Below are 22061 nucleotides of genomic sequence, written 5' to 3'. Positions count from 1 at the left end.
GCTCGACTTATGCAGCGCATCATCGGTATCGAGGTCGAGTACGGCATTTCTTCACCGACCGAACCCACCGCCAACCCGATCCTGACGTCCACCCAGGCGGTGTTGGCGTACGCGGCAGCCGCAGGAGTGCCCCGCGCCAAGCGCACCCGCTGGGACTACGAGGTGGAATCACCGCTGCGCGATGCACGAGGCTTCGATCTCGGACGGTTCAGCGGACCGGCTCCGGTCATCGATGCCGACGAAATCGGTGCGGCGAACATGATTCTCACCAACGGTGCCCGCCTGTACGTCGATCACGCGCACCCCGAGTACTCGGCCCCGGAGGTGCGGGACCCACTGGACGCGGTGATCTGGGACAAGGCAGGCGAACGCGTCATGGAAGCGGCCGCACGGCACGCGTCGAGCGTCCCAGGGGCTCCGCGCCTGCAGCTGTACAAGAACAACGTCGACGGCAAGGGCGCGTCGTACGGCACGCACGAGAACTATCTGATGTCGCGTGAGACACCGTTCTCGGCGGTGATCGCGGGGCTCTCGCCGTTCTTCGCCTCCAGGCAAGTCATCACCGGCTCCGGGCGAGTCGGTATCGGCCAGTCGGGCGACGAGGCCGGGTTCCAGCTCTCGCAGCGAGCGGACTACATCGAGGTGGAGGTCGGACTGGAGACCACCCTCAAGCGCGGCATCATCAACACCAGGGACGAACCGCACGCAGACGCAGACAAGTACCGACGTCTGCACTGCATCATCGGCGACGCCAACCTGGCGGAGATGTCGACCTACCTCAAGGTGGGAACCACGGCCCTCGTGCTCGACCTCATCGAGGCGGGCGTCGACCTGTCGGATCTGCAGCTGGCCAGGCCGGTCACGGCTGTCCATCAGATCAGCCACGATCCCACCCTGCGCAAGGCCGTGGCACTCGCCGACGGCCGCGAACTGACGGGCCTTGCGCTGCAGCGGATCTACCACCAGCGGGCGGCGAAGTTCGTGGCTGCCGAGGGCAGCGACGACGCACGAGCACTGGACGTGCTCGACAAGTGGGCGATGGTGCTGGACCTGCTCGAGCGCGATCCCATGGAGTGCGCGCATCTGCTGGACTGGCCGGCGAAATTGCGACTGCTCGAAGGGTTCCGACAGCGTGAGGGCCTCGGCTGGTCCGCTCCGCGGCTGCACCTGGTGGACCTGCAGTATTCCGATGTTCGCCTCGACAAGGGGCTCTACAACAGGTTGGTCGCCCGCGGTTCGATGGATCGTCTCGTCACCGAGCAGCAAGTTCTCGATGCGGTCGGCACACCGCCCGACGACACGAGGGCCTACTTCCGCGGCGAATGCCTGCGCAAATTCGGTGCCGACATCGCCGCGGCGAGCTGGGACTCGGTCATCTTCGATCTCGGTGGCGATTCGTTGGTACGGATTCCGACGCTCGAGCCGTTGCGGGGAACGAAATCCCACGTCGGTGCCCTGCTGGAGTCCGTGGACAGTGCAGCGGAACTGGTCGACCAGCTCACCACCTGATCGTCCAGGGCATTCGAATGGGTCGTTCGGCGGTGTCTTGCCAACCGGCGAGGTCGGACTGTCGGTAGGGTAAAGGTCCGTGCACTTTCGGCGGAACGTTCGGTAGCACTTGCACATCCACGCCGGTGCGCCTCGGATGACCCGGCGACCGTGCAGTAGATCTGTTTTCTCGATACACAGAGGAGGTCGGCGACTATGGCTCAGGAGCAGACACGGCGCTCGGGCGGCGGCGGCGACGACGAGGTCCCAGGCGACACGGGGGCCGGTGGCCAGGAACGGCGCGAGAAGTTGGCCGAGGAGACCGACGATCTTCTCGACGAGATCGACGACGTTCTCGAGGAGAATGCCGAGGACTTCGTCCGCGCCTACGTTCAGAAGGGCGGCCAGTGACGGTGGATCGTTCGGACCCACGGTCGGCAGGCGACGGACCGGCGATTCCGCTGGGGTCCAGTAGCTCGTCCTTCTCCGACTACCTCCGTCAGCACGCCCCGCACCTGCTGCCGGAGAGCGGCCTCGCCGCGGACCTGGCGTCCCACGCCGCCAACGGCACCACCGACAAGTCCGGCATCGCTCCGCACGGTACGACGATCGTCGCCCTCACCTACGCGGGCGGGGTGCTGATCGCCGGTGATCGGCGCGCCACTCAGGGCAATCTGATCGCCAACCGTGACATGCAGAAGGTCTACGTCACCGACGAGTACTCCGCTGCGGGCATTGCCGGAACTGCGGGTATCGCAATCGAATTGGTTCGTCTGTTCGCTGTCGAACTCGAGCACTACGAGAAGATCGAGGGCGTGCCGCTCACCTTCAACGGCAAGGCCAACAAGTTGTCGTCGATGGTTCGGAGCAATCTGGGTGCGGCGATGCAGGGACTGGCTGCGGTGCCGTTGCTGGTCGGATTCGACATCGACATCTCCGATCCCGACAGAGCCGGACGCATCGTGTCGTACGACGTGGTCGGCGGGCGTTACGAGGAGCGGTCGGGCTATCACGCAGTGGGTTCGGGCTCGTTGTTCGCCAAATCCGCGCTCAAGAAGTTGTACCGCCCCGGAATGTCCGAGGACGAGGCGCTTCGGGCTGCAGTCGAGTCGCTGTACGACGCCGCCGACGACGACTCGGCCACCGGTGGTCCCGATGTCACCCGCGGCATCTACCCGACGGCAGTTGCCATCACGAGCGTCGGTGCGGACGACGTCGCGCACGATCGCATATCGGCTGCGGCCCGATCGGTTCTGGCAGAACGAACCGAGAGCGCAGCACACACCGGCGGCACGGACCACCACACCCGAGCAGGCCAGGAAGTCAGCGAAGGGGGTAGCGCGCTATGACGATGCCGTATTACGCATCTGCCGAACAGATCATGCGCGATCGTTCGGAATTGGCGCGCAAGGGAATCGGCCGCGGCCGCAGCGTCATCGTGCTGGCGTATGCCGACGGGGTCCTGTTCGTCGCCGAGAATCGCTCGACCGCGCTGCACAAGGTCAGTGAGCTCTACGACCGCATCGGTTTCGCTGCCGTCGGCAAGTACAACGAGTTCGAGAACCTACGCAAGGCCGGCATCCAGCACGCAGACATCAAGGGATACACCTACGATCGACGCGATGTCACCGGCCGGTCGTTGGCGAAGACCTACGCCCAGGCACTGGGCACCATCTTCACCGAGCAGCTCAAGCCGTACGAGGTCGAGATCTGCGTCGCCGAGGTGTCCCATCAGGACGAGCCGATGGCCACGCAGCTGTACCGCATCACGTACGACGGCTCCATCGTCGACGAACAGGATTTCGTCGTCATGGGCGGTACCACCGAGCCCATCGTGGCCGCGCTGAAGGATACGTACCGGTCCGGCCTCGGGTTGGCGGACGCAGTTCGTATCGCCGTCGACGCGCTCACCGCCGGTCCGACGTCGCCTGCGACTGCCGGTGCCGAGCCCGAGAAGAAGGTTCTCGAGGTGTCGGCCCTGGAGGTGGCCGTCCTGGATCAGGGGCGACCGCGTCGAGCGTTCCGGCGTATCGCCGGAGCTGCTCTGGCGGATATGTTGCCCGCATCGGCACCGTCCGCGACCGGCGACGGCTCCTCGGAGCCGGAGACTCCGCAGTAGTCCCCACACTTCGGATCGAGGTCGACGGCCTCGTGCTCTATCGCTTCCGGTAGAGCACGAGGCCGTTCTTGTCGCTGCTGAACTGGAATGTCGTGCCGTCTCCGACGACCTCGCCGTCAGCCGCGAGGGCAACCGGGGCACCGTCCACCTCGACGGTCAAGCGTTGCGCCACACTGCGCACGTAGGCAGGCGACGAGCCGAGCGTTCCTGTGATCGTCGCCCACAGCAGTCGTGTTCTCGATGCCTTGGGTTCCGACGGGAGAAAGCGAACATCGAGGGTGCCGGTATGAATGCTGCTGCGCGACATGGGAACTTGATCGATCGGATCGTAGGTACCGTTGCCGACGAAGAGCATCCACACCGAGTGCGGCACCCCGTCGAGTCGAATGTTCAGTGGCTCTGCAGCCGCGAGCACTCGTGTCATCGCAACCGCAGCGGCCGGCCACTTACCGATTCGCTTCTGCAGCTTCTGCCGTAACCGCACCGAGTCGGGGTAACCCCCGAACGTCGCGGTGTTGACGAACGACACACTGCGGCCGTCGACGTCCACCTCGGCGATATCGACCAGTTCGGCGGTGCCCGCCTCGACGGCGGCGGCGGTGTCCTCGACTGCGGTCAGACCGGTGTCGCGAGCGAAGTGGTTGAGAGTGCCACCCGGAAACGCGGCGAGTGGCAGGCCGTTACGGGCGGCCGAGGCGGCGACGCTGACGACCGTGCCGTCGCCTCCACACACTCCGAGAGCACGCGGCGTCGTGTTCCGAATTCTCTCTTCCAGTTGCTCGTTGAAGTCCCTCTCGGGATCGGGTACGAAGAGGTCGGCGTCGGGGAGCTCGCGACGGATGGCGTCCGGTACCGCCTCCGAACCGTCACCGGATCCGGGATTGACCAGCACCAACAGTCCCCGTCCGCCCGGCAGTGCCTCGACCTCGACCGGCGAGCCGAGATCGGCGGGCTTCGCCGAACGCACGGCCCACCAGCGGCGGGTCGACAGCGCGACCGCCGAACCGAGCGCCGCTCCGGCGACGACATCGGTGGGCCAGTGGACGCCGACGTGAACCCGGGAATAGCAGACTGCTGCGGCGACCGGAGCCAACAGCAATCCTGCCTTCGGTGATTCGATGGCGACCGCGGTGACGAAGGCGGCCGCGGACGCCGAGTGACCGGAGGGAAACGACGAGGACACCGGCGGGGCGAGCACCCGGCGCAGTACGGGAACCAGCTCGGTATCCGGCCTCGACCTCGGGAACACCGGCTTGAGCAGACCGTTCGCCACGGCGCTCGCACCCGCCACGGCGATCAGCCCCCGCACGCCGCCGCGTCGGGCCGAGCCACCGGCCGCGCCGAGAAGTGCGGCAGCTCCGAGCCACAGGCGACTGTGATCGGCGGCCGTGCTCAACGCGCGGAGCCCTGCATCCGCCCTGCTCGAGCGCAATGCCGCGCTTCGTGAAACCAGGGACAGGTCCCACGCGTGAACCGAGGCCGCAACAGACGTTGGCGTGGAAGTCATAGGGCCCAGCCTAGGCATGGACGCCATCGAGGCGCTCCGACACATCCATCGGTGGCTTGCGTTGTAGTGTCGAAGTGTGCAGCGACGAATTATGGGCATCGAGACCGAGTTCGGTGTCACATGTACCTTTCACGGACACCGACGCCTGAGTCCGGACGAGGTGGCCCGCTACCTCTTCCGTCGCGTGGTCTCGTGGGGCCGCAGCTCGAATGTGTTCCTCCGCAACGGCGCTCGCCTCTATCTCGACGTCGGTTCGCATCCCGAGTACGCCACTGCCGAATGCGACAGCCTGCTGCAATTGGTCACCCATGATCGCGCAGGCGAGCGAGTACTCGAGGATTTGCTGATCGACGCCGAGCAGCGTCTCGCCGAGGAGGGCATCGGCGGAGACATATACCTGTTCAAGAACAACACCGATTCGGCGGGCAACTCCTACGGTTGCCACGAGAATTTCCTCGTCCAGCGAGCGGGCGAATTCTCGCGCATCTCGGATGTACTCCTACCGTTCCTGGTCACCCGCCAATTGATCTGTGGCGCAGGCAAGGTGCTGCAGACACCCAAGGCCGCGACGTTCTGCCTCTCGCAGCGCGCCGAGCACATCTGGGAAGGCGTGTCGTCGGCCACCACTCGTTCGCGGCCGATCATCAACACCCGCGACGAACCGCACGCCGATGCCGAGAAGTATCGCCGGCTCCACGTCATCGTCGGCGATTCCAACATGGCCGAGACCTCGACCATGCTCAAGGTGGGGACGGCCGCACTCGTACTCGAGATGATCGAGGCAGGCGTCTCGTTCCGAGACTTCGCGCTGGACAATCCGATTCGAGCCATTCGCGAGGTCAGCCACGATCTGACCGGTCGCAGGCCGGTCCGCCTCGCCGGTGGCCGCCAGGCCAGTGCACTCGAAATCCAGCGTGAGTACTACTCCCGGGCCGTCGAGCATCTCCAGACGCGGGAGCCCAATGCTCAGGTGACCCAGGTGGTGGACCTGTGGGGACGCACACTCGATGCCATCGAGTCGCAGGACTTCGCCAAGGTGGACACCGAAATCGACTGGGTCATCAAACGCAAGCTGTTCGAGCGGTATCAGGACCGCTACTCGATGGAACTTTCCGATCCCAAGATCGCTCAGCTCGATCTTGCGTACCACGACATCAAGCGTGGACGGGGAGTGTTCGACGTGCTGCAGCGCAAGGGTCTGGTCAAGCGAGTCACCGAGGACGAGCAGATCGACGAAGCGGTGAATCTGCCGCCGCAGACGACACGCGCGAAGCTGCGCGGTGAGTTCATCACCGCGGCCCAGGAAGCCGGACGCGACTTCACCGTCGACTGGGTACACCTGAAACTCAACGATCAGGCGCAGCGAACGGTGTTGTGCAAGGACCCGTTCCGTTCGGTCGACGAGCGCGTCGAGCGACTCATCGCATCGATGTAGTCCGGACGCGACTCGGCTGGAGGTCGGGTAGCGATCCAGGCAACTCGGGTCGCTACAGCTCCGGCGGGCGGTGAACAACTAGGCTCGACTGTCGTGGCCACCACCAAAGTCGAACGCCTGATGAACCTGGTCATCTGTCTGTTGTCGACGCGTCAGTTCCTGACCGCGGAGTGGATCCGCGAGAGCGTTGCCGGGTACGACGACTCGACGAGCCTCGAAGCGTTCAGCAGGATGTTCGAGCGTGACAAGAACGAACTGCGCGATCTCGGGGTGCCCCTCGAGACCGGCATCGCTACGCGGTTCGGTGGTGTCGAGGGTTATCGCATCAACCGAGATGCCTACGAGCTGCCGGACATCGATCTCACCAGCGAGGAATCGGCTGCGGTCGCGGTGGCCGTCAAACTGTGGGAATCACCGGAACTGACCTCCGCGGCCCAGAGTGCGCTGCTGAAACTGCGCGCCGCAGGTATTCAGGTCGACCAGAACGAGTCGGCCGCTGCCGTCACGGCCGTTCCGGCCCGAACCCGCGGGTCCGAGCCCGCACTGGGCGCCCTGCTCGCGGCGATCGACGAGGGTAAGTCGGTGCGGTTCGAACATCGACCCTCGTTGACCGAGCCGTTCGTCACCCGAACCGTCCAGCCGTGGGGCGTTGTGACGTTCCGGGGACGGTGGTACCTCGTTGGACACGACGTGGACCGAGACGACACCCGAACCTTCCGACTGTCCCGGATCGGCGACGACGTCAAAGCCTTCGGATCACCTCAGAGTGTCCGCAAGCCCGACGGTATCGATCTTCAGGACATCGTCCGCCGCGTCGCGGGCACGTCCTCGGTGTCGGGTACCGCGCGAGTGTGGCTCCAGGACGGTCGGGCGACGGAGCTGCGGAGGATGGGCACCGTGGTGGGGGAGCAGACGGTGGGGTCGCGTACCGGAACTGTCGTCGAGGTTCCGGTACGGTCCTGGGATTGGATTTCGCGGCTCATCGCCGGTCACGGTCCCGACGCGATGGTGTTGGCCCCGCCAGAGCTGAGGGCCGATGTCATCTCGACATTGCAGACTGCAGCCGAACTGGAGAACGAACGATGAGCGCGCGTCTGTCGGTGCGGTTGGCCCGCCTGCTCAACATGGTGCCCTTCTTCATGGCCAATCCGGGGTTGAGCGCCGAGGAGGCCGCTCGGGAACTGGGCGTGACCACCGCGACGCTGATGGCCGATCTCAATCAGCTCTGGATGTGCGGTCTGCCCGGATACGGACCGGGTGACCTCATCGATCTGTCGTTCTCGGAGGAGAGCATCGACGTCACTTTCTCCGCCGGGATCGACCGGCCGCTGCGGTTGACGTCCACCGAGGCCACCGCACTGTTGGTCGCACTTCGGTCGTTGACCTCGATGCCGGGGATGGTCGATCCGTCGGCCGCTCAGCGGGCGATCGCGAAGATCGAGACCGCGGCCGGGTCGGCGGCGGCGAACGTGCCGCTCTCGTCCGACCACGACACGGCCGACGCGGAGGAGGGTCCGGTGTCGAGCACCGTACGGTCTGCGCTCCGAGCCCGGCACGCACTCGAACTCACCTACTACTCGGCGTCGCGAGACGTGCTCACCGAGCGCATCGTCGATCCGATCAGGACCGTGGTGGTCGACGACAACAGCTATCTGCAGGCATGGTGTCGCGGTGCCGAGGGCGTTCGGCTGTTCAGATTCGATCGCATCGATTCGGCCACCGAACTCGACGAACCGTCGTCTCCGCCGGAATCGGTGCAGGACGAGGACGCGTTCGAGATCTTCAACGACGACCCCTCTCTGTCCCAAGCGCGGTTACGCGTCTCACCTGCGTTCACCTGGATTCTGGACTACTACCCGATGACGCAGGTAGCCGCCGATTCGGACGGGTCCATCGAGGTGACCATGCGTTTCGCGACGCTGCAGTGGATGACCCGGTTGACCCTCGGGTTCGGCGGTGGCGTAACAGTACTGGGACCTGAATCCTTGGTGAATTCCGTCCGCGATCGCGCGCGATCCGCCCTGATTGCCTACGCGGAGCTCGACGCCACCGACACCGGCGGCGGCGTCGCAACATGAACGTGAGGTGAAGCGGTGCGCTCCGTTGCCGAGCGCACCGCCCGCCGTCGGGTACGCTCGATTCATCTGATCTCAGGAGGTTCACATGGGATTCACCAGTCCCTGGCACTGGGCCATCGTTGCGGTGGTCGTCATCATTCTGTTCGGTTCCAAGAAGCTGCCCGAGGCTGCGCGTGGACTCGGACGCTCGTTGCGCATCTTCAAGAGCGAGGTCAAGGAGATGCAGAACGACGGCAAATCCGACACCGATACCGCGACTGCACAGCAGCCGGCCGCACCCGCTCAGCTGCCCTCCCCGGCACCCGTGGCGCAGACCGAGACCACACCCCAGCACGACGCGAAGTCTGCCTGAGCGACGCCGCTCAGCACACCTTCGGTGCCGCGTCGGCACCGAAGGTTCACTGCTGTCGGTGACGGCCTCGTGCCGCCTGCCGACCGAAGAAGGCTGACCGTAGAACACCATGCGCATTCCGTTCGATCCACGGCGCAGTAAGCGTCGAGTCAATCCCGACGGCACGATGTCGTTGGTCGATCACCTGTACGAGCTGCGAACCCGGCTGCTCTGGTCGCTGCTGGCCATCGCGGTGACCACTGCATTCGGATTCTTCTGGTACTCACACACGATCTTCGGCGTCGAAAGCCTGGGCGATCTGCTCCGAGGCCCGTACTGCACCCTGGACCCGAGCCTGCGTGCGGATCTGAGCAACGACGATCAGTGCCGCCTGCTCGCCACCGGCCCGTTCGACCAGTTCCTGTTGCGCTTCAAGGTGGCGTTCACCGCAGGCGTCGTGCTCGCCTGCCCCATCTGGCTGTACCAGATCTGGGCGTTCATCACTCCCGGCCTGTACGCCAACGAACGCCGTTACGCAGTCTCCTTCGTCACCGGTGCCGCTGCGCTGTTCGTGACCGGAGCGATTCTGGCGTACTTCGTCGTCGCCAAGGGCTTGCACTTTCTGCTGTCGATCGGCGACAACGTTCAGATCACGGCACTGAGCGGCGATCAGTACTTCGGTTTTCTGATCAATCTTCTGATCATCTTCGGTGTCAGCTTCGAAATACCGCTGCTGGTCGTCGGGTTGAACTTCGTCGGTGTTCTCACCTACGAACGCCTGAAGGCGTGGCGTCGCGGGTTGATCTTCGGACTGTTCGTGTTCGCGGCGATCGCGACGCCCGGACAGGATCCCTTCTCGATGCTGGCCTTGGCGTTGGCTCTGACGGTGCTCTTCGAGATGGCAGTGCAGATTGCGCGGATTCACGACAAGCGTAAGTTGCGCAAGAGAAGAGACGAATGGGGTGATGTGTCAGATGACGAAGCAACACGCATCGAAGGCGCAAGTTCTATCCAGGCCCCACACGCTGTCGCACCGACACCGCCGGTGGGCGGTATCGGCACTGCGACCCGAACACAGGCCCAGTACGACGACACGATCTGATGTGAGTCCCAGCGTCGGGGCGCGACCATGAGCGAGGCTGTTGTCGACACCCGGTCCAGGCCAGAACCCACTGAACTGCAACGATTTTCCGCGGAGTTGAGCTTTCCGTTGGACCGCTTCCAGGTGGATGCGTGCACTGCGTTGGAGAACGGTCACGGGGTGTTGGTCTGCGCCCCGACCGGTGCGGGCAAGACGGTGATCGGCGAGTTCGCGGTGCACCTGGCCCTCGCTGCCGGTCGCAAATGCTTCTACACCACCCCCATCAAGGCGCTGAGCAATCAGAAGTTCGCAGAGTTGACTGCGCGATACGGACGCGAGACGGTCGGTCTGTTGACCGGTGATTCGTCCATCAATCCGGATGCACCCATCGTCATCATGACGACCGAGGTGCTCCGCAACATGCTCTACGCATCCTCCGACGCACTGCGCGGGCTCTCGCACGTGGTGATGGACGAGGTGCACTACCTGGCGGATCGGTTCCGAGGTGCGGTCTGGGAAGAAGTGATCCTGCACCTGTCCGACGACGTGCGTCTGGTGAGCCTGTCCGCAACGGTCAGCAACGCCGAGGAGTTCGGCGCGTGGATGAGTACCGTTCGCGGCGACACCTCGGTGGTCGTGGACGAGAACCGTCCCGTTCCCCTCTCGCAGCACATCATGGTGGGCCATCGGTTGTTCGATCTCTTCGACACCCGAGCACAGTCACCGGACGGCCACCAGAAGGTCGTCGTGGACCGAGACCTGGTGCGGCACGTCAAGCAGCGTCAGTCGCTGGACTCCATGGATCGGTGGCACGCACCGCACAGTCGAGGACGCGGAGGTCGAAGCGGGGGCGGCGGACGCGGCGGCCACCAGGGAGGCGGAGGTGCCAACCGTCCGCTGGCTCGTCCCGATGTGATCGCCAAGCTGGACGAGGAAGGTCTGCTCCCGGCCATCACGTTCATCTTCAGTCGTGCAGGCTGTGACGGGGCCCTGACTCAGTGCATGCGTTCACGGCTGGTTCTGACGACGCCGGAGCAGGCCGAGGAGATCAGGTACATCGTCGAAAAGCACACCTCCGAACTCCCGCGCGAGGATCTGGAAGTGCTCGGCTTCTGGGAATGGCGAGATGCGCTCGAACGCGGGTTCGCCGCGCACCACGCCGGAATGCTGCCGGTCTTCCGTCACACCGTCGAGGAGCTGTTCGTCAAGGGATTGGTCAGAGCGGTGTTCGCCACCGAAACTCTGGCTCTCGGAATCAATATGCCTGCCCGAACCGTGGTGCTCGAAAAGCTGGTCAAGTTCAACGGTGAGACGCACGCGGAGCTGACACCGGGGGAGTACACCCAGCTGACCGGCCGGGCCGGGCGACGCGGCATCGACGTCGAGGGTCACGCGGTTGTGCTGTGGCAGCCCGGTACCGAACCGACCGAGGTGGCCGGACTCGCGTCGACGCGAACGTTTCCCCTCCGGAGCTCCTTCGCGCCCGCCTACAACATGTCGATCAATCTGATCGAACAGTTCGGGGCAGCGGATTCACGGCAGTTGCTCGAGCGGTCCTTCGCTCAGTTCCAGGCCGACCGGTCCGTCGTCGGCATGGTCCGCGGTATCGAGAAGAACATGAAGACGTTGGAGGCGCTCGGCGCAACGCTCGGTGGCCCCGACGGGGAGTACTTCGAGTACGCGCGACTGCGCGAGCGTCTGAAGGATCGAGAGAAGACCCTCGAGCGTCAGAACAGGTCCGATCGGCGGGACAAAGCCGTCGACTCGTTGCGTGCGTTGCGCCGCGGCGACGTGATCTCGGTGCCGTCCGGACGGCGCAGCGGACTGGCAGTGGTACTCGAACCGGACGACGATCGCGGCGATCCGCGGCCGCTCGTGCTGACCGAGGACAAATGGGCCGGTCGTCTGTCCGCTGCCGATTTCCCTACGCCGGCAACGCCTCTCGGCTCCATGCGATTGCCACGGTTCGTCGATCACCGCACCGCCAAGACCCGTCGGGATCTGGCGGCGGCGTTGGTCACCCGCGGCATATCCCAGCCCTCCGATCGCGTGGGACGAAAGTCGACCGCCGCCGACGACAAGGAGTTGGCAACCCTGCGGCGGGCCATCCGCTCGCATCCGGTGCACAGCCGGCCGGATCGTGAGGAACTCTCTCGAACCGGCGAACGCTACAACCGGCTGGCCCGGGAGACCGAGTCGATGCGGCAGAAGGTGTCGGCCACGACGAACTCGTTGGCCCGAACGTTCGACCGCATTCTGGCTTTGCTGGCGGACCGCGGTTACGTGACCCCGGGCAAGGATCCCAAGGTGACCGACGACGGTGCGCGATTGAGCCGGATCTATTCCGAATCCGATCTTCTGGTCGCGGAATGCCTGCGAGGCGGACTGTGGCAGGGATTGTCGGCCGCAGAGTTGGCCGCAGTGGTCTCGGCCGTGGTCTACGAGTCCCGCTCCGAGGGAGACATCACCCCGCACGGCCCGACCGGACCCATCAGGCACGCGTTGACCGAGACCGTGCGGGTGTGGCACGAGCTGCGGGCCGACGAGGTTCGGCACAAACTGCCACCGACCAGAGAGCCGGACATGGGCTTCGTGAAAGCGATCTACAAGTGGGCTTCCGACCATTCGCTCGTCGACGCACTGGTCGCGGCAGGCGACAACGGCAAGGCGCTGTCCGGTGGCGACTTCGTCCGATGGTGTCGGCAGGTCATCGACCTGCTCGACCAGGTCCGGCTCGCCGCTCCCGAACCCGAGCTGTCGCGAACCGCCGCCCGTGCCGTCGCCGCGCTGCGACAAGGAGTGGTGGCCGTCGATGCCGCGTGACCGATGCTGCGTGACCGGCGCTGCGTGACGGGCCGAAACCGGACTGCCGGGTCGGTACAGCGGACGCAGCGACAAGCGGGATACTGTACCCCCGACGGATTCGAGATTTCAGTGGAGGCGAGATGAGCGGCCCATACGGTCCGACCGACCCCGACAACAGTTGGTCACGAACGCCGGACCAGGACGGTGCCGCGAAGGACGGGCAGGAAGCTTCCACCGGCGAAGCTGCGGCGACATCCGAATCGCAGACTCCGACTCCGTCGGCGTGGGGACAGTACGCGCCGCCCACCGGCACCCCGACCACGCAGTACGGCGAACCTTCCGGAGGCGCGTACGGCCAGTCTCCCCAGGGGCAAACTCCCCCGGGGCAATACCCTCAGGGCGCGTATCCCCAGGGGCAATACCCCCAGGGCGCGTATCCGGCCGGGCCCTACCCGCAGCAGGGTCAGAATCCTCAGGTTCAGGGTCCGCAGGGGCAGTACCCGCAGGGCTACAACCCGCAGAATCCGACCGCACAGAATCCCACCGCACAGAATCCGACCGCGCAATACCCGGCGGGACAGCCGTACGGGGCACCGTATCCGGGGACCGGACAGCAGCCTGCCGGTGACGCCGCCTACCAAAACCCCTACGCACCACAACAATTCGGTGGCAGTGGGCAGTACGGTGCCGGCCAGTACGGTCAGCAGCCTCCCTTCGCGGGCGGGCAGAATCCGAATCAGCAGTATCCCGGTCAGCACTATCCCGGACTGCAGTATCCGGGCCAGTACCCCGGCCAGTTCCCGGGCCAGCAGCCAGGTCCCGGTCGCAGTGGCGCGCAGTCCAAGAAGCCGCTGATCATCGCGGGCTCCGTCATCGCCGTCGTGGCCGTGGTCGCGGCAGTGCTGTACTTCGCGTTCGGGCGCACGACCACCCTCGATACGACGGCTGCTCAGGACGGTATTCGCACGGTGTTGACCGAGTCCTACGGTGCCACGAACGTCTCGGGGGTGTCGTGCCCGCAGAACATCGAAGTCAAGGCCGGCACCAGCGTCGATTGCACGCTGACGGTCGACGGGGCGTTCAAGAAGGTGACGTTGACGTTCCTCAACGACGACGCCGACTACGAGGTCTCACTCCCGAAATAGCCCCGGTCAATTCTGCGACGCCGTGGCCGCCATCGCCGAGACGAGGCGGTCCACGGCGTTTCTGATTCCCAGGGTCTCCGCGAGCGTGTCGAGTGCCTCGAGATCTGCCGGTTCCGCCGGAATCTCGTCCGACCTCGACAGGACGACGTCGGCATCGGTGACGACCCGCACCACTGGGAGTGCCGCATCGAGGTAGTCGCTGGCGTTGGCCAGCTTCGCCCGAATTCCCTTGGCCATGCCCGACTCCGGATCGAGTGCCGCCGCACGCAGGGCCGCGACGGACTCGTACTGCAGCATGAGTGTGGAGGCCGTCTTCTCACCGACACCCTTGACACCCGGTAGCCCGTCCGACGCATCGCCGCGCAGAAGCGCCAATTCCGCGTAGGCCGCTCCCGCGCGGTGCAACGGGACGCCGTACCGCTCGGCCACCTCGACCGGGCCGAAGAGTTCTGCCTTGGCCAAGCCTCGACCCACGTACAGCACCCGTACCTCGTTCGGTTCGTCCGCCGCCACCTGCAACAGATCTCGGTCGCCGCTGACCACGACGACGGGATCGCGTCGTTCCTGTGCAGCCAAGGTTCCGAGCACGTCGTCGGCCTCGAGGCCGGCGGCCCCCGCGGTGGCAATTCCCAACGCCGCCAGGACGTCCATGATCATGTCCACCTGTGGCGTCAGGGTCTCGGGAACCTCTTCGCTCTCGGCCACATCCGGCGCGGCGTCGGCAACCCGGTGAGCCTTGTACGAGGGAACGAGGTCCACTCGGAACTGTGGACGCCAGTCGAGGTCGAGGCATACAGCCAATCGGCTCGGTTCGGTTCGCGTGATCAGGGCCGAGATCATGTCGAGGAAACCTCGCACGGCATTGACGGGACGGCCGTCGGGCGCCGTAATCGACTCGGGCAGAGCGTAGTAGGCCCTGAACCACAGGCTCGCGCCGTCGAGGAGCAGCAACGGCGACTTTCCGGGGGTGGTCATGGGGCTCATCTTGCCGTACGGCACTAGCCTGAAGGTATGAGTGTCGATTCTTCTCGTTTTCCCAGCGATGTCTACGCCTCCAGGCTCGCGCGCGCGGCCCGCCTGACGTCGGACGCAGGCTTGGACGCCCTGCTGATCACTCCGGGCCCGGATCTGCAGTATCTGATCGGGTCCACGGCCAGCTCGTTCGAGCGTCTCATCGCGTTGGTGGTGCCGGCCGACGGCAGCACTCCCAGCATCGTCGTGCCGCGGCTCGAACTCGCCGCGCTGGGTGACTCCGCCGCCGGGGACCTGTCACTGACGCTCGTCGATTGGGTGGACGGCGTCGATCCGTACGCGCTCGTGGCTGCGGCCGTCCCGGCCGGCAGCAAGACCGCTGTCGCCGACGCAATGCCCGCCCTGCACTTCGTGCCGCTGGCAACGATTTTCGGGACCGTGCCGGTACTGGCGACAGACGTTCTGCGCCAGCTGCGGATGATCAAGGACGACGCCGAGATCGATGCTCTGCGTCGAGCCGGTCATGCCATCGACCGGGTTCACGCCCGGATGGGCGAGTGGCTCCGAGTGGGCCGAACCGAAGCCCAGATCGCGGCAGACATCGCGACGGCGATCGTCGAGGAAGGCCATACCGCACCGGAATTCATCATTGTCGGCTCCGGTCCGCACGGTGCCGATCCGCACCACGAGGTCTCCGATCGTGTCGTCGAGGCCGGCGACGTGGTCGTCGTCGACATCGGTGGACCCGTTGCGCCGGGATACAACTCGGACTCCACTCGCACCTACAGTCTCGGCGAGCCTTCGGCCGAGGTCGCTACCCGGTACGCGGTACTGGAGCGAGCTCAGCAGGCCGCAGTCGACGCTGTGTCGCCGGGAGTCAGCGCGGAGTCCATCGACGCAGCCGCACGCGAGGTGTTGGTCGAAGCCGGTCTGGGAGAGGCGTTCCTGCACCGCACCGGACACGGTATCGGCCTGTCGGTGCACGAGGAGCCGTACATCGTGGCGGGCAACGACATCACTCTCACCGAGGGAATGGCGTTCAGCATCGAACCGGGCATCTATTTCCGTGGGCAGTGGGGTGCCAGGATCGAGGACATCGTCGTCGTGACGGCGAACGGGTGCGAATCGGTCAATCTCCGCCCCCACGGTCTCGCCGTGCTGCCGGTGTGACCGACGGCCGCCAAGTAGAGTTCGTCTCCGTCGTCAGGACGAATCCGATTGTGGCCGAGGTACTTCGGCGTGCGCCGCAGCTCGGGCTCTCGGGTTGGTACCTGACGGCGGGCGGTCTGTTCCAAACCGTGTGGAATCACCTCGCCGACCGAGATCTCGGGGCCGGAATTCGCGACTACGACTTTTTCTACTTCGACGACACGGATCTGTCGTACGCCGCCGAGAACGACGTGATCGAGACCGCGGCCGACGTGTTCGCCGACCTCGGGGTCGACGTCGAAGTGCGTAATCAAGCGCGTGTACACCTGTGGTACGAGCAGCATTTCGGAGCGACGTTGGCTTCGTACCGAAGCTCCGAGGATGCCATCGACCACTTCGTGTCGACCACGTGCTGTTTCGGAATCACCGTGGACTCCCACGGTATGGACCGCGTCTATGCCCCACACGGCTTCGAAGACCTGTTCGCCGGGATCGTCCGGCCGAATCCGCGATTACCGATGCGGCACGTCTACGAGGCGAAGGCCGCGCGGTGGACCACCGAATGGCCGAACCTGACCGTTCTACCCTGGCCGACGGACGACTAGCGTCGCAGCAGCGAGCGGCTGCCCAGTACCCGCCGCACCGCTATCTCGACGACGACGCGGGTCGGATTCTCCCGCGGCACTCGATAGCGTCGGGCATAGCGGTTCTCCGCATCGGCGACCGACTCGTGGTCGTCACGAACGGTGGCCGGACCCTCCAACGTCAGCCAGCGGGCACCGTCGATCTGGGTGACGGCGGCGTAGGCACCGCGGCCGGCGTTGATCGCCTTCTGCGACACGTTGTTGGTGATGACACGGGCGACGTGGGCGTCCGCGTCGTAGGTGAACCCGACGGCGACGACATGGGGCGTGCCGTCCGGACGCAACGTCGTCAGCGTGGCGAGGTGCCGTTCGGTGAGGAATTCGATCGCCTCGTCGGTGAGGGCAGTCGCGTCAGCGGGGGTAGCGGCCATGACTCGACTGTAGTGACGTGCCCCGACTGCCACGAGCGGGGCTCGATCGGAGAGACTGTTCGGCGTGAGCAGACGATCTGAACCCGCCTCGGGAACGTTGTTGTTGCTCGGCGGCCGAAGCGAGATCGGTCTCGAGGTCGCCACTCGGCTGGCACCGGGACGAACGGTCGTACTGGCCGCTCGACGCAGTTCCGACCTGGCGACGCAAAGGTCACGTGTGCTGCAGGCAGGCGCGACGACCGTCGATGCGGTCGAGTTCGACGCGAACGCCATGGACACCCACGAGGAAATCCTGCGCTCCGTCGTGGAACGGCACGGGCCCATCGGGATCGTGGTGTTGGCGTTCGGGATTCTGGGGGATCAGACGCGCGCCGAGGACGACGCCGGGCATGCGCTGGAGGTGATCACGACCGACTTCCTGGCCCAGGCTTCCGTCCTCACCCACGCCGCGAAGGTACTGCGGGCGCAGAAGAGCGGCGATCTGGTGGTCTTCTCGTCCGTCGCGGGTATCCGGGTGAGGCGGGCCAACTACGTCTACGGCTCGGCCAAAGCGGGTCTGGACGGCTTCGCCAGCGGACTGAGCGATTCCCTGCACGGCACCGGCGTCCATCTGTTGCTCGCGCGCCCAGGGTTCGTCATCGGTTCGATGACCGAGGGCATGGACCCGGCACCGATGTCCAGCACACCCGATCAGGTGGCCGCCGCGGTGGTGGCTGCGCTGCACAGCCGGAAGTCGACGGTGTGGATTCCCGGCACTCTTCGCCCGGTGTTCTTCGCGATGCGACTGCTTCCGCAATGGCTGTGGCGCAGGATGCCGCGCTGATGGCGGAGCCCAACCCTCATCCCATCGCAGTGGTGGGAATCGGCGCGGACGGTTGGAACGGACTGTCTGCTGTCGCACGTGTCGTAGTCGAGCAGGCAGATGTCGTCTTCGGGTCGGCGAGGCAGCTTGTTGGCGTGGTGGACAGGTGCGCCGACACTCGTGCGTGGCCCAGTCCGTTGCTGCCGAGCCTGCGGCCGATGATCGACTCCTGTGACGGCCGGACCGTGTGTGTGCTGGCCAGTGGCGACCCGATGTTTCACGGTATCGGTGTGAGCCTGGCTCGCGAATTCGGCGCCGAACGTCTGAGGGTGTATCCCGCACCGTCGTCGGTCTCGCTCGCCTGTGCGCGTCTGGGCTGGTCGCTCGCGCACACCACGACGGTGTCGCTGGTGAACAGCCCGGTCGAGACCGTCCTCCCGGAACTGGGCCACGGTCGTCGACTTCTCGTACTGAGCCGAGGCAGCTCGACACCGGGTGACGTGTGTGCGCTCCTGCGTGACAACGGTTTCGGTGCCAGCACGGTGAGTGTGCTCGAACAACTCGGCGGCCCGGCCGAACGAGTCACCCGGGGGACGGCGACGGAATCGACGTTCGCCGACGCCGACCCGCTCAACGTCGTCGCGCTCGAATGCGTTCGAGATCGAGGCGCCACCAGACTCACTCGCGTTCCGGGCCTGCCCGATTCGCAGTACACCGGCGACGGTCAGATGACCAAGCAGGAAGTGCGCGCACTGACGCTGTGTGCGTTGGCGCCCGGACCCGGCGAGGTCCTGTGGGACGTCGGCGGGGGCTCGGGGACGATCGCCATCGAATGGATGCGCACCGATCCATCGTGTCGTGCAGTGACATTCGAGTCGTCTGCGGATCGTCGACACCAGATCACAACCAACGCACAACGGCTCGGGGTGCCCGGGTTGGCCGTGCTCGGCACTGCGCCCGGAGCTTTCGACGAGGTCCCCGGCAGTGCAGGCGTTCCGGACGCGGTGTTCGTCGGCGGCGGGGCGACCGAGCCGGACATGATCGAGCGGTGCTGGGCGGCCGTGCGTCCGGGTGGCCGATTGGTCGCCAATTCGGTGACCGCAGAATCGGATTCACTGCTGCTCTCGGCAGCTGCACGATACGGCGGCAGGCTGCGCCGGTTCCAGATCTACCGGGGTGAGCCGTTGGGCTCCTTCACCACCTGGCGACCACAACTGCCGGTCACCCAGTGGTGCGTGACGAAACCCTGGGGTGCGCCCGACGGGGCGGATGCGGACGAGCAGTGAAGGTCCTACTCCTGGGCGGCACGTCCGAATCCAGGCAACTCGCGGCCGCCGTGGCCGGCGTGCCCGGGATCGAGTTGATCACCTCGCTGGCCGGGCGAGTCGCCGAGCCGGCGCCGGTGTCGGGCCATACCAGGATCGGCGGTTTCGGCGGTGCCGACGCATTGGCACAGTGGATTCGAGACAACGCCGTCGACGCACTGGTCGACGCAACGCATCCGTTTGCCGCCACCATCACCGCGCATGCCGACTTCGCTGCTCGGACAACCGGTGTCGCTCATCTCGTGCTGACCCGGCCGCCGTGGATCGCGTCGACGGACGACCGTTGGACCACCGTGGCATCCCTCCCCGAGGCGGCCGCATCGATAGAACCGGGTAGTCGGGTGTTCCTCACCATCGGCAGGCAGGGCGTTCACCATTTCGCCGGAGTCGCCGATGCGTGGTTCCTGATTCGTTCGATAGATCCACCGACCGGTGCCGTTCCCCCTCGCGCCACCCTGGAACTGGGCCGCGGGCCGTTCGACCTCGCGCACGAGTCGGCAATGCTCGCCGACAACCGGATAGACGTGCTGGTCACCAAGAACAGCGGCGGCACGATGACCCGCGCCAAGGTCGACGCGGCGCGATCGGCCTCGATTCCCGTGCTGATGATCTCGCGACCCACCGCCGACACCTCGGCGTCGACGGTCGACGAGGTCGATGCCGCCGCTCGGTGGTTGATCGAACGCCTACGCGTCACTCCCTGACGGGTAGCGCCGCGACGTGAACACTCTCGGACCGCTTCCGGTCTCCACCACCGTCGTCATCGAGGAGCCGACAATGAGCAGGCATCGCATATCGATCGACTCGGGATCGAGTTCGCCGAGGGTCACGGTGCGCACCGATTCCTGCGCACTGCCTACCGCGCGCCCGATCACCACCGGCGTCTCCGGTGAACGATGTTCGAGCAGAACATCTTTCATGGCCGCGACCTGCCAGGTGCGAGTCTTCGAGGCGGGGTTGTAGATCGCGATCGCCATGTCGGCTTCGGCCACTGCCGAGAGCCGTCGGGCCACCACGTCCCAGGGCTTGAGGCGATCGGAGAGGGAGATGACGGCGTAATCGTGCCCGAGCGGCGCGCCGACGCGGCTGGCAACAGCATTGGCTGCCGTCATTCCCGGGACCACGCGTACCGGTACCGAACTCCACTGCTGTTCGGCTGCAACCTCGATGACCGCTGTCGCCATCGCGAACACACCCGGATCACCCGAGGACACCACAGCGACGCGGCGACCCTGTTTGGCGAGGTCGAGGGCGAATGCCGCGCGCTCGGATTCGACCTTGTTGTCGCTCGCATGCCGAATCTGGCCGGGTCGCTGAGGAACTCGATCGATGTAGGTGATGTATCCGACCAGATCGGTTGCTGCCGCGAGTTCGGCTCGCACTTCGTCCGTCGTCCACACGTCGTCGCCCGGACCGAGACCGACCACGACCACTTCGCCCGTACTGGTGGGAAGTTCGGTTCGATTCGACGGACTCGGCACGACGATCATCGAGAAGTACGGCACGTTGTCCGCGTCGGCGGCATCGAGGACGCGTTGCTCGGCTGTACTGGCCCGCTCGACGTACCGCGCTTCGTCGAGCCTGCCGGATCGTTCCAGTGCATCGAGCACGGTCGGATAGGTTCGACCGAGTTTCATGATGACCGCGGCGTCGGTGCCGCGGAGTCGGCGAGTGAGCTCGTTCACCGGCAAGGTGCCGGGGAGGACGGTGAAAACCTCGTCGCGCTCCACCAGTGGAGTCGCCAGGGCGGCCGATGCAGCACTCACCGAGGTCACGCCGGGAACCACCTCGACCTCGAACCGGTGTGCCAGGCGTTTGTGCATGTGCATGTACGAGCTGTAGAACAGTGGATCGCCCTCGGCCAGAAGCACAACCGATCGGCCGGCGTCGAGATGAGCGGCGAGCCGTGCGGCAGCGGACTCGTAGAACTCGTCGATGGCCCCCTGATACCCACCGGGATGAGCCGTCGCCTCCGTGGTCACCGGATACACCAGGTGTTCCTCGATCTGCCCGTCGCGCATGTAACCGGCCGCGAGGGCGCGCGAGATGCTGCGACCGTGCCGAGCACTGTGGAAGGCGACGACGTCGGCCTCGCCGATCACGCGAGCGGCCTTGACGGTCAACAACTCCGGGTCGCCCGGGCCGACGCCCACTCCCCACAACTTTCCGCTGGAGCTCATTCTTGTTCGCTCGCAATGGCATTGACCGCGGCGACGGTGATGGGGCTGCCACCGCGTCTGCCCCGGACGACCAGATACTCCACGCCGAGTTCGGCGGCGATCAGATCTTCCTTCGACTCCGCCGCGCCGATGAATCCGACCGGGCCGCCGACGATGGCTGCGGGCTTCGGAGCCCCGGCCGCGAGCATTTCCATGAGGTGGAACAGGGCGGTCGGCGCGTTTCCGATCGCGACGACGGCACCGCCCAGCTTGTCACCCCACAACTCCAGCGCTGCAGCGGTTCTCGTGGTGCCCATACTCCGAGCCAAATCCGGTACCCGAGGATCGGACAGGGTGCACAGCACCTCGTTGTCGGCCGGCAGACGGCGACGAGTGATACCGGCGGCAACCATGTTGGCGTCGCACAACACGGGTGCCCCTGCGCGCAGAGCAGTTCGGGCGGACTCCACCACGTCGGGCGTGAAGCCGATCGTCTCGGTCAGGTCGATCTCACCGACAGCGTGAATCATGCGCACGACGACCTGGGCGACGTCCGGGGTGAACCGAGACAGATCCGCTTCGGCACGGATGGTTGCGAAAGACTGGCGGTAGATCTCCGCGCCGTCACGGATGTAGTCGTGCATGCGTGT

The 22061-nt window shown here is 65.7% G+C and carries 21 protein-coding genes; 16 read left to right on the top strand and 5 right to left on the bottom strand.

From position 1 onward, the window contains the following. The first annotated feature begins 9 nt into the window (after positions 1-9). The 4 genes from dop to prcA all read left to right on the top strand — a co-directional run bounded on the left by dop (position 10) and on the right by prcA (position 3607). A complete protein-coding gene (dop, locus tag VF34_RS16385; protein WP_027497085.1) occupies positions 10-1509 on the top strand; it encodes a depupylase/deamidase Dop in 1500 nt (499 codons plus the stop codon). Positions 1510-1704: 195 nt separating this feature from the next. Continuing rightward, a complete protein-coding gene (locus VF34_RS16380) occupies positions 1705-1899 on the top strand; it encodes a ubiquitin-like protein Pup (protein ID WP_027497086.1) in 195 nt (64 codons plus the stop codon). After that, complete coding sequence (prcB, locus tag VF34_RS16375; RefSeq protein ID WP_027497087.1) at positions 1896-2837, top strand: proteasome subunit beta; 942 nt, start codon at positions 1896-1898, stop codon at positions 2835-2837. Before VF34_RS16380 ends, prcB begins: the two co-directional genes overlap by 4 nt. After that, on the top strand, positions 2834-3607 hold the full coding sequence (gene prcA, locus VF34_RS16370; RefSeq protein ID WP_027497088.1) for a proteasome subunit alpha: 774 nt from the start codon (positions 2834-2836) through the stop codon (positions 3605-3607). Before prcB ends, prcA begins: the two co-directional genes overlap by 4 nt. Positions 3608-3644: 37 nt before the next feature. Here the strand turns inward: prcA and VF34_RS16365 are convergent, their stop codons facing one another. After that, positions 3645-5114: a bifunctional phosphatase PAP2/diacylglycerol kinase family protein gene (locus VF34_RS16365; protein WP_032391417.1), complete on the bottom strand. Its 1470-nt coding sequence runs from the start codon at positions 5112-5114 to the stop codon at positions 3645-3647. Between the two features lie 76 nt (positions 5115-5190). On the opposite strand from VF34_RS16365, the gene pafA reads away from it, so the two are divergent. The 7 genes from pafA to VF34_RS16330 all read left to right on the top strand — a co-directional run bounded on the left by pafA (position 5191) and on the right by VF34_RS16330 (position 13989). Next, the gene (gene pafA / locus VF34_RS16360; RefSeq protein WP_174557245.1) at positions 5191-6549 is read left to right on the top strand and encodes a Pup--protein ligase; all 1359 of its coding nucleotides are present in this window, start codon (positions 5191-5193) and stop codon (positions 6547-6549) included. 93 nt (positions 6550-6642) lie between these two features. Next, positions 6643-7635 (top strand): helix-turn-helix transcriptional regulator, encoded by a 993-nt coding sequence (locus VF34_RS16355; protein ID WP_032372426.1) that lies wholly within the window; start codon positions 6643-6645, stop codon positions 7633-7635. Next, positions 7632-8627 (top strand): helix-turn-helix transcriptional regulator, encoded by a 996-nt coding sequence (locus VF34_RS16350; RefSeq protein WP_032372425.1) that lies wholly within the window; start codon positions 7632-7634, stop codon positions 8625-8627. Before VF34_RS16355 ends, VF34_RS16350 begins: the two co-directional genes overlap by 4 nt. An 85-nt stretch (positions 8628-8712) precedes the next feature. After that, entirely contained in the window at positions 8713-8979 is a 267-nt protein-coding gene (gene tatA / locus VF34_RS16345; protein WP_027497093.1) for a Sec-independent protein translocase subunit TatA, read from the top strand. 109 nt (positions 8980-9088) lie between these two features. Next, positions 9089-10060 carry a twin-arginine translocase subunit TatC gene (gene tatC, locus VF34_RS16340; protein WP_027497094.1) on the top strand — a complete coding sequence of 324 codons (972 nt, stop codon included), beginning with the start codon at positions 9089-9091 and terminating at the stop codon, positions 10058-10060. Positions 10061-10087: 27 nt separating this feature from the next. Continuing rightward, on the top strand, positions 10088-12862 hold the full coding sequence (locus VF34_RS16335; protein WP_045841756.1) for a DEAD/DEAH box helicase: 2775 nt from the start codon (positions 10088-10090) through the stop codon (positions 12860-12862). Positions 12863-12984: 122 nt separating this feature from the next. Continuing rightward, positions 12985-13989 carry a DUF4333 domain-containing protein gene (locus tag VF34_RS16330; RefSeq protein ID WP_052061589.1) on the top strand — a complete coding sequence of 335 codons (1005 nt, stop codon included), beginning with the start codon at positions 12985-12987 and terminating at the stop codon, positions 13987-13989. 6 nt (positions 13990-13995) lie between these two features. Here VF34_RS16330 and VF34_RS16325 read toward each other — a convergent pair whose 3' ends face one another. Then, positions 13996-14973, bottom strand: coding sequence for a 5'-3' exonuclease (locus VF34_RS16325; RefSeq protein WP_032372774.1), 978 nt, complete (start codon positions 14971-14973; stop codon positions 13996-13998). A 27-nt stretch (positions 14974-15000) separates the two neighbouring features. On the opposite strand from VF34_RS16325, the gene VF34_RS16320 reads away from it, so the two are divergent. Together VF34_RS16320 and VF34_RS16315 are read left to right on the top strand one after the other, a co-directional pair. Beyond that, positions 15001-16131 carry a M24 family metallopeptidase gene (locus tag VF34_RS16320; protein ID WP_032372424.1) on the top strand — a complete coding sequence of 377 codons (1131 nt, stop codon included), beginning with the start codon at positions 15001-15003 and terminating at the stop codon, positions 16129-16131. Positions 16132-16181: 50 nt separating this feature from the next. Continuing rightward, positions 16182-16715, top strand: coding sequence for a nucleotidyltransferase family protein (locus VF34_RS16315; RefSeq protein ID WP_230595113.1), 534 nt, complete (start codon positions 16182-16184; stop codon positions 16713-16715). Here the strand turns inward: VF34_RS16315 and VF34_RS16310 are convergent. After that, positions 16712-17125, bottom strand: coding sequence for a TIGR03618 family F420-dependent PPOX class oxidoreductase (locus VF34_RS16310; RefSeq protein ID WP_032365855.1), 414 nt, complete (start codon positions 17123-17125; stop codon positions 16712-16714). The genes VF34_RS16315 and VF34_RS16310 overlap by 4 nt on opposite strands. A gap of 64 nt (positions 17126-17189) precedes the next feature. Between VF34_RS16310 and VF34_RS16305 the strand changes: the two genes are divergently transcribed. Genes VF34_RS16305 through VF34_RS16295 form a run of 3 tightly spaced genes read left to right on the top strand, consistent with a single transcriptional unit; the run spans position 17190 to position 19956 of the window. Further along, on the top strand, positions 17190-17948 hold the full coding sequence (locus VF34_RS16305) for a decaprenylphospho-beta-D-erythro-pentofuranosid-2-ulose 2-reductase (protein WP_032372422.1): 759 nt from the start codon (positions 17190-17192) through the stop codon (positions 17946-17948). Next, positions 17921-19213, top strand: a complete 1293-nt coding sequence (gene cbiE / locus VF34_RS16300) for a precorrin-6y C5,15-methyltransferase (decarboxylating) subunit CbiE (protein WP_230595112.1) — start codon at positions 17921-17923, stop codon at positions 19211-19213. The genes VF34_RS16305 and cbiE overlap by 28 nt, the downstream gene beginning before the upstream one ends. Next, a complete protein-coding gene (locus VF34_RS16295; protein WP_032372421.1) occupies positions 19210-19956 on the top strand; it encodes a cobalt-precorrin-6A reductase in 747 nt (248 codons plus the stop codon). The genes cbiE and VF34_RS16295 overlap by 4 nt, the downstream gene beginning before the upstream one ends. Here the strand turns inward: VF34_RS16295 and VF34_RS16290 are convergent. Further along, a complete protein-coding gene (locus tag VF34_RS16290; protein WP_032372420.1) occupies positions 19939-21432 on the bottom strand; it encodes a precorrin-2 C(20)-methyltransferase in 1494 nt (497 codons plus the stop codon). The two genes, VF34_RS16295 and VF34_RS16290, sit on opposite strands and share 18 nt — an antisense overlap. After that, complete coding sequence (locus VF34_RS16285; RefSeq protein WP_032372419.1) at positions 21429-22055, bottom strand: precorrin-8X methylmutase; 627 nt, start codon at positions 22053-22055, stop codon at positions 21429-21431. The genes VF34_RS16290 and VF34_RS16285 overlap by 4 nt, the downstream gene beginning before the upstream one ends. Positions 22056-22061 lie beyond the last annotated feature (6 nt).

The sequence above is a fragment of the Rhodococcus sp. PML026 genome, assembly GCF_000963615.1.
Lineage (GTDB): Bacteria > Actinomycetota > Actinomycetes > Mycobacteriales > Mycobacteriaceae > Rhodococcoides > Rhodococcoides fascians.
The sequence above is the reverse complement of the archived record's forward strand: the minus strand, read 5'-3'. Positions and strand labels throughout refer to the sequence as shown.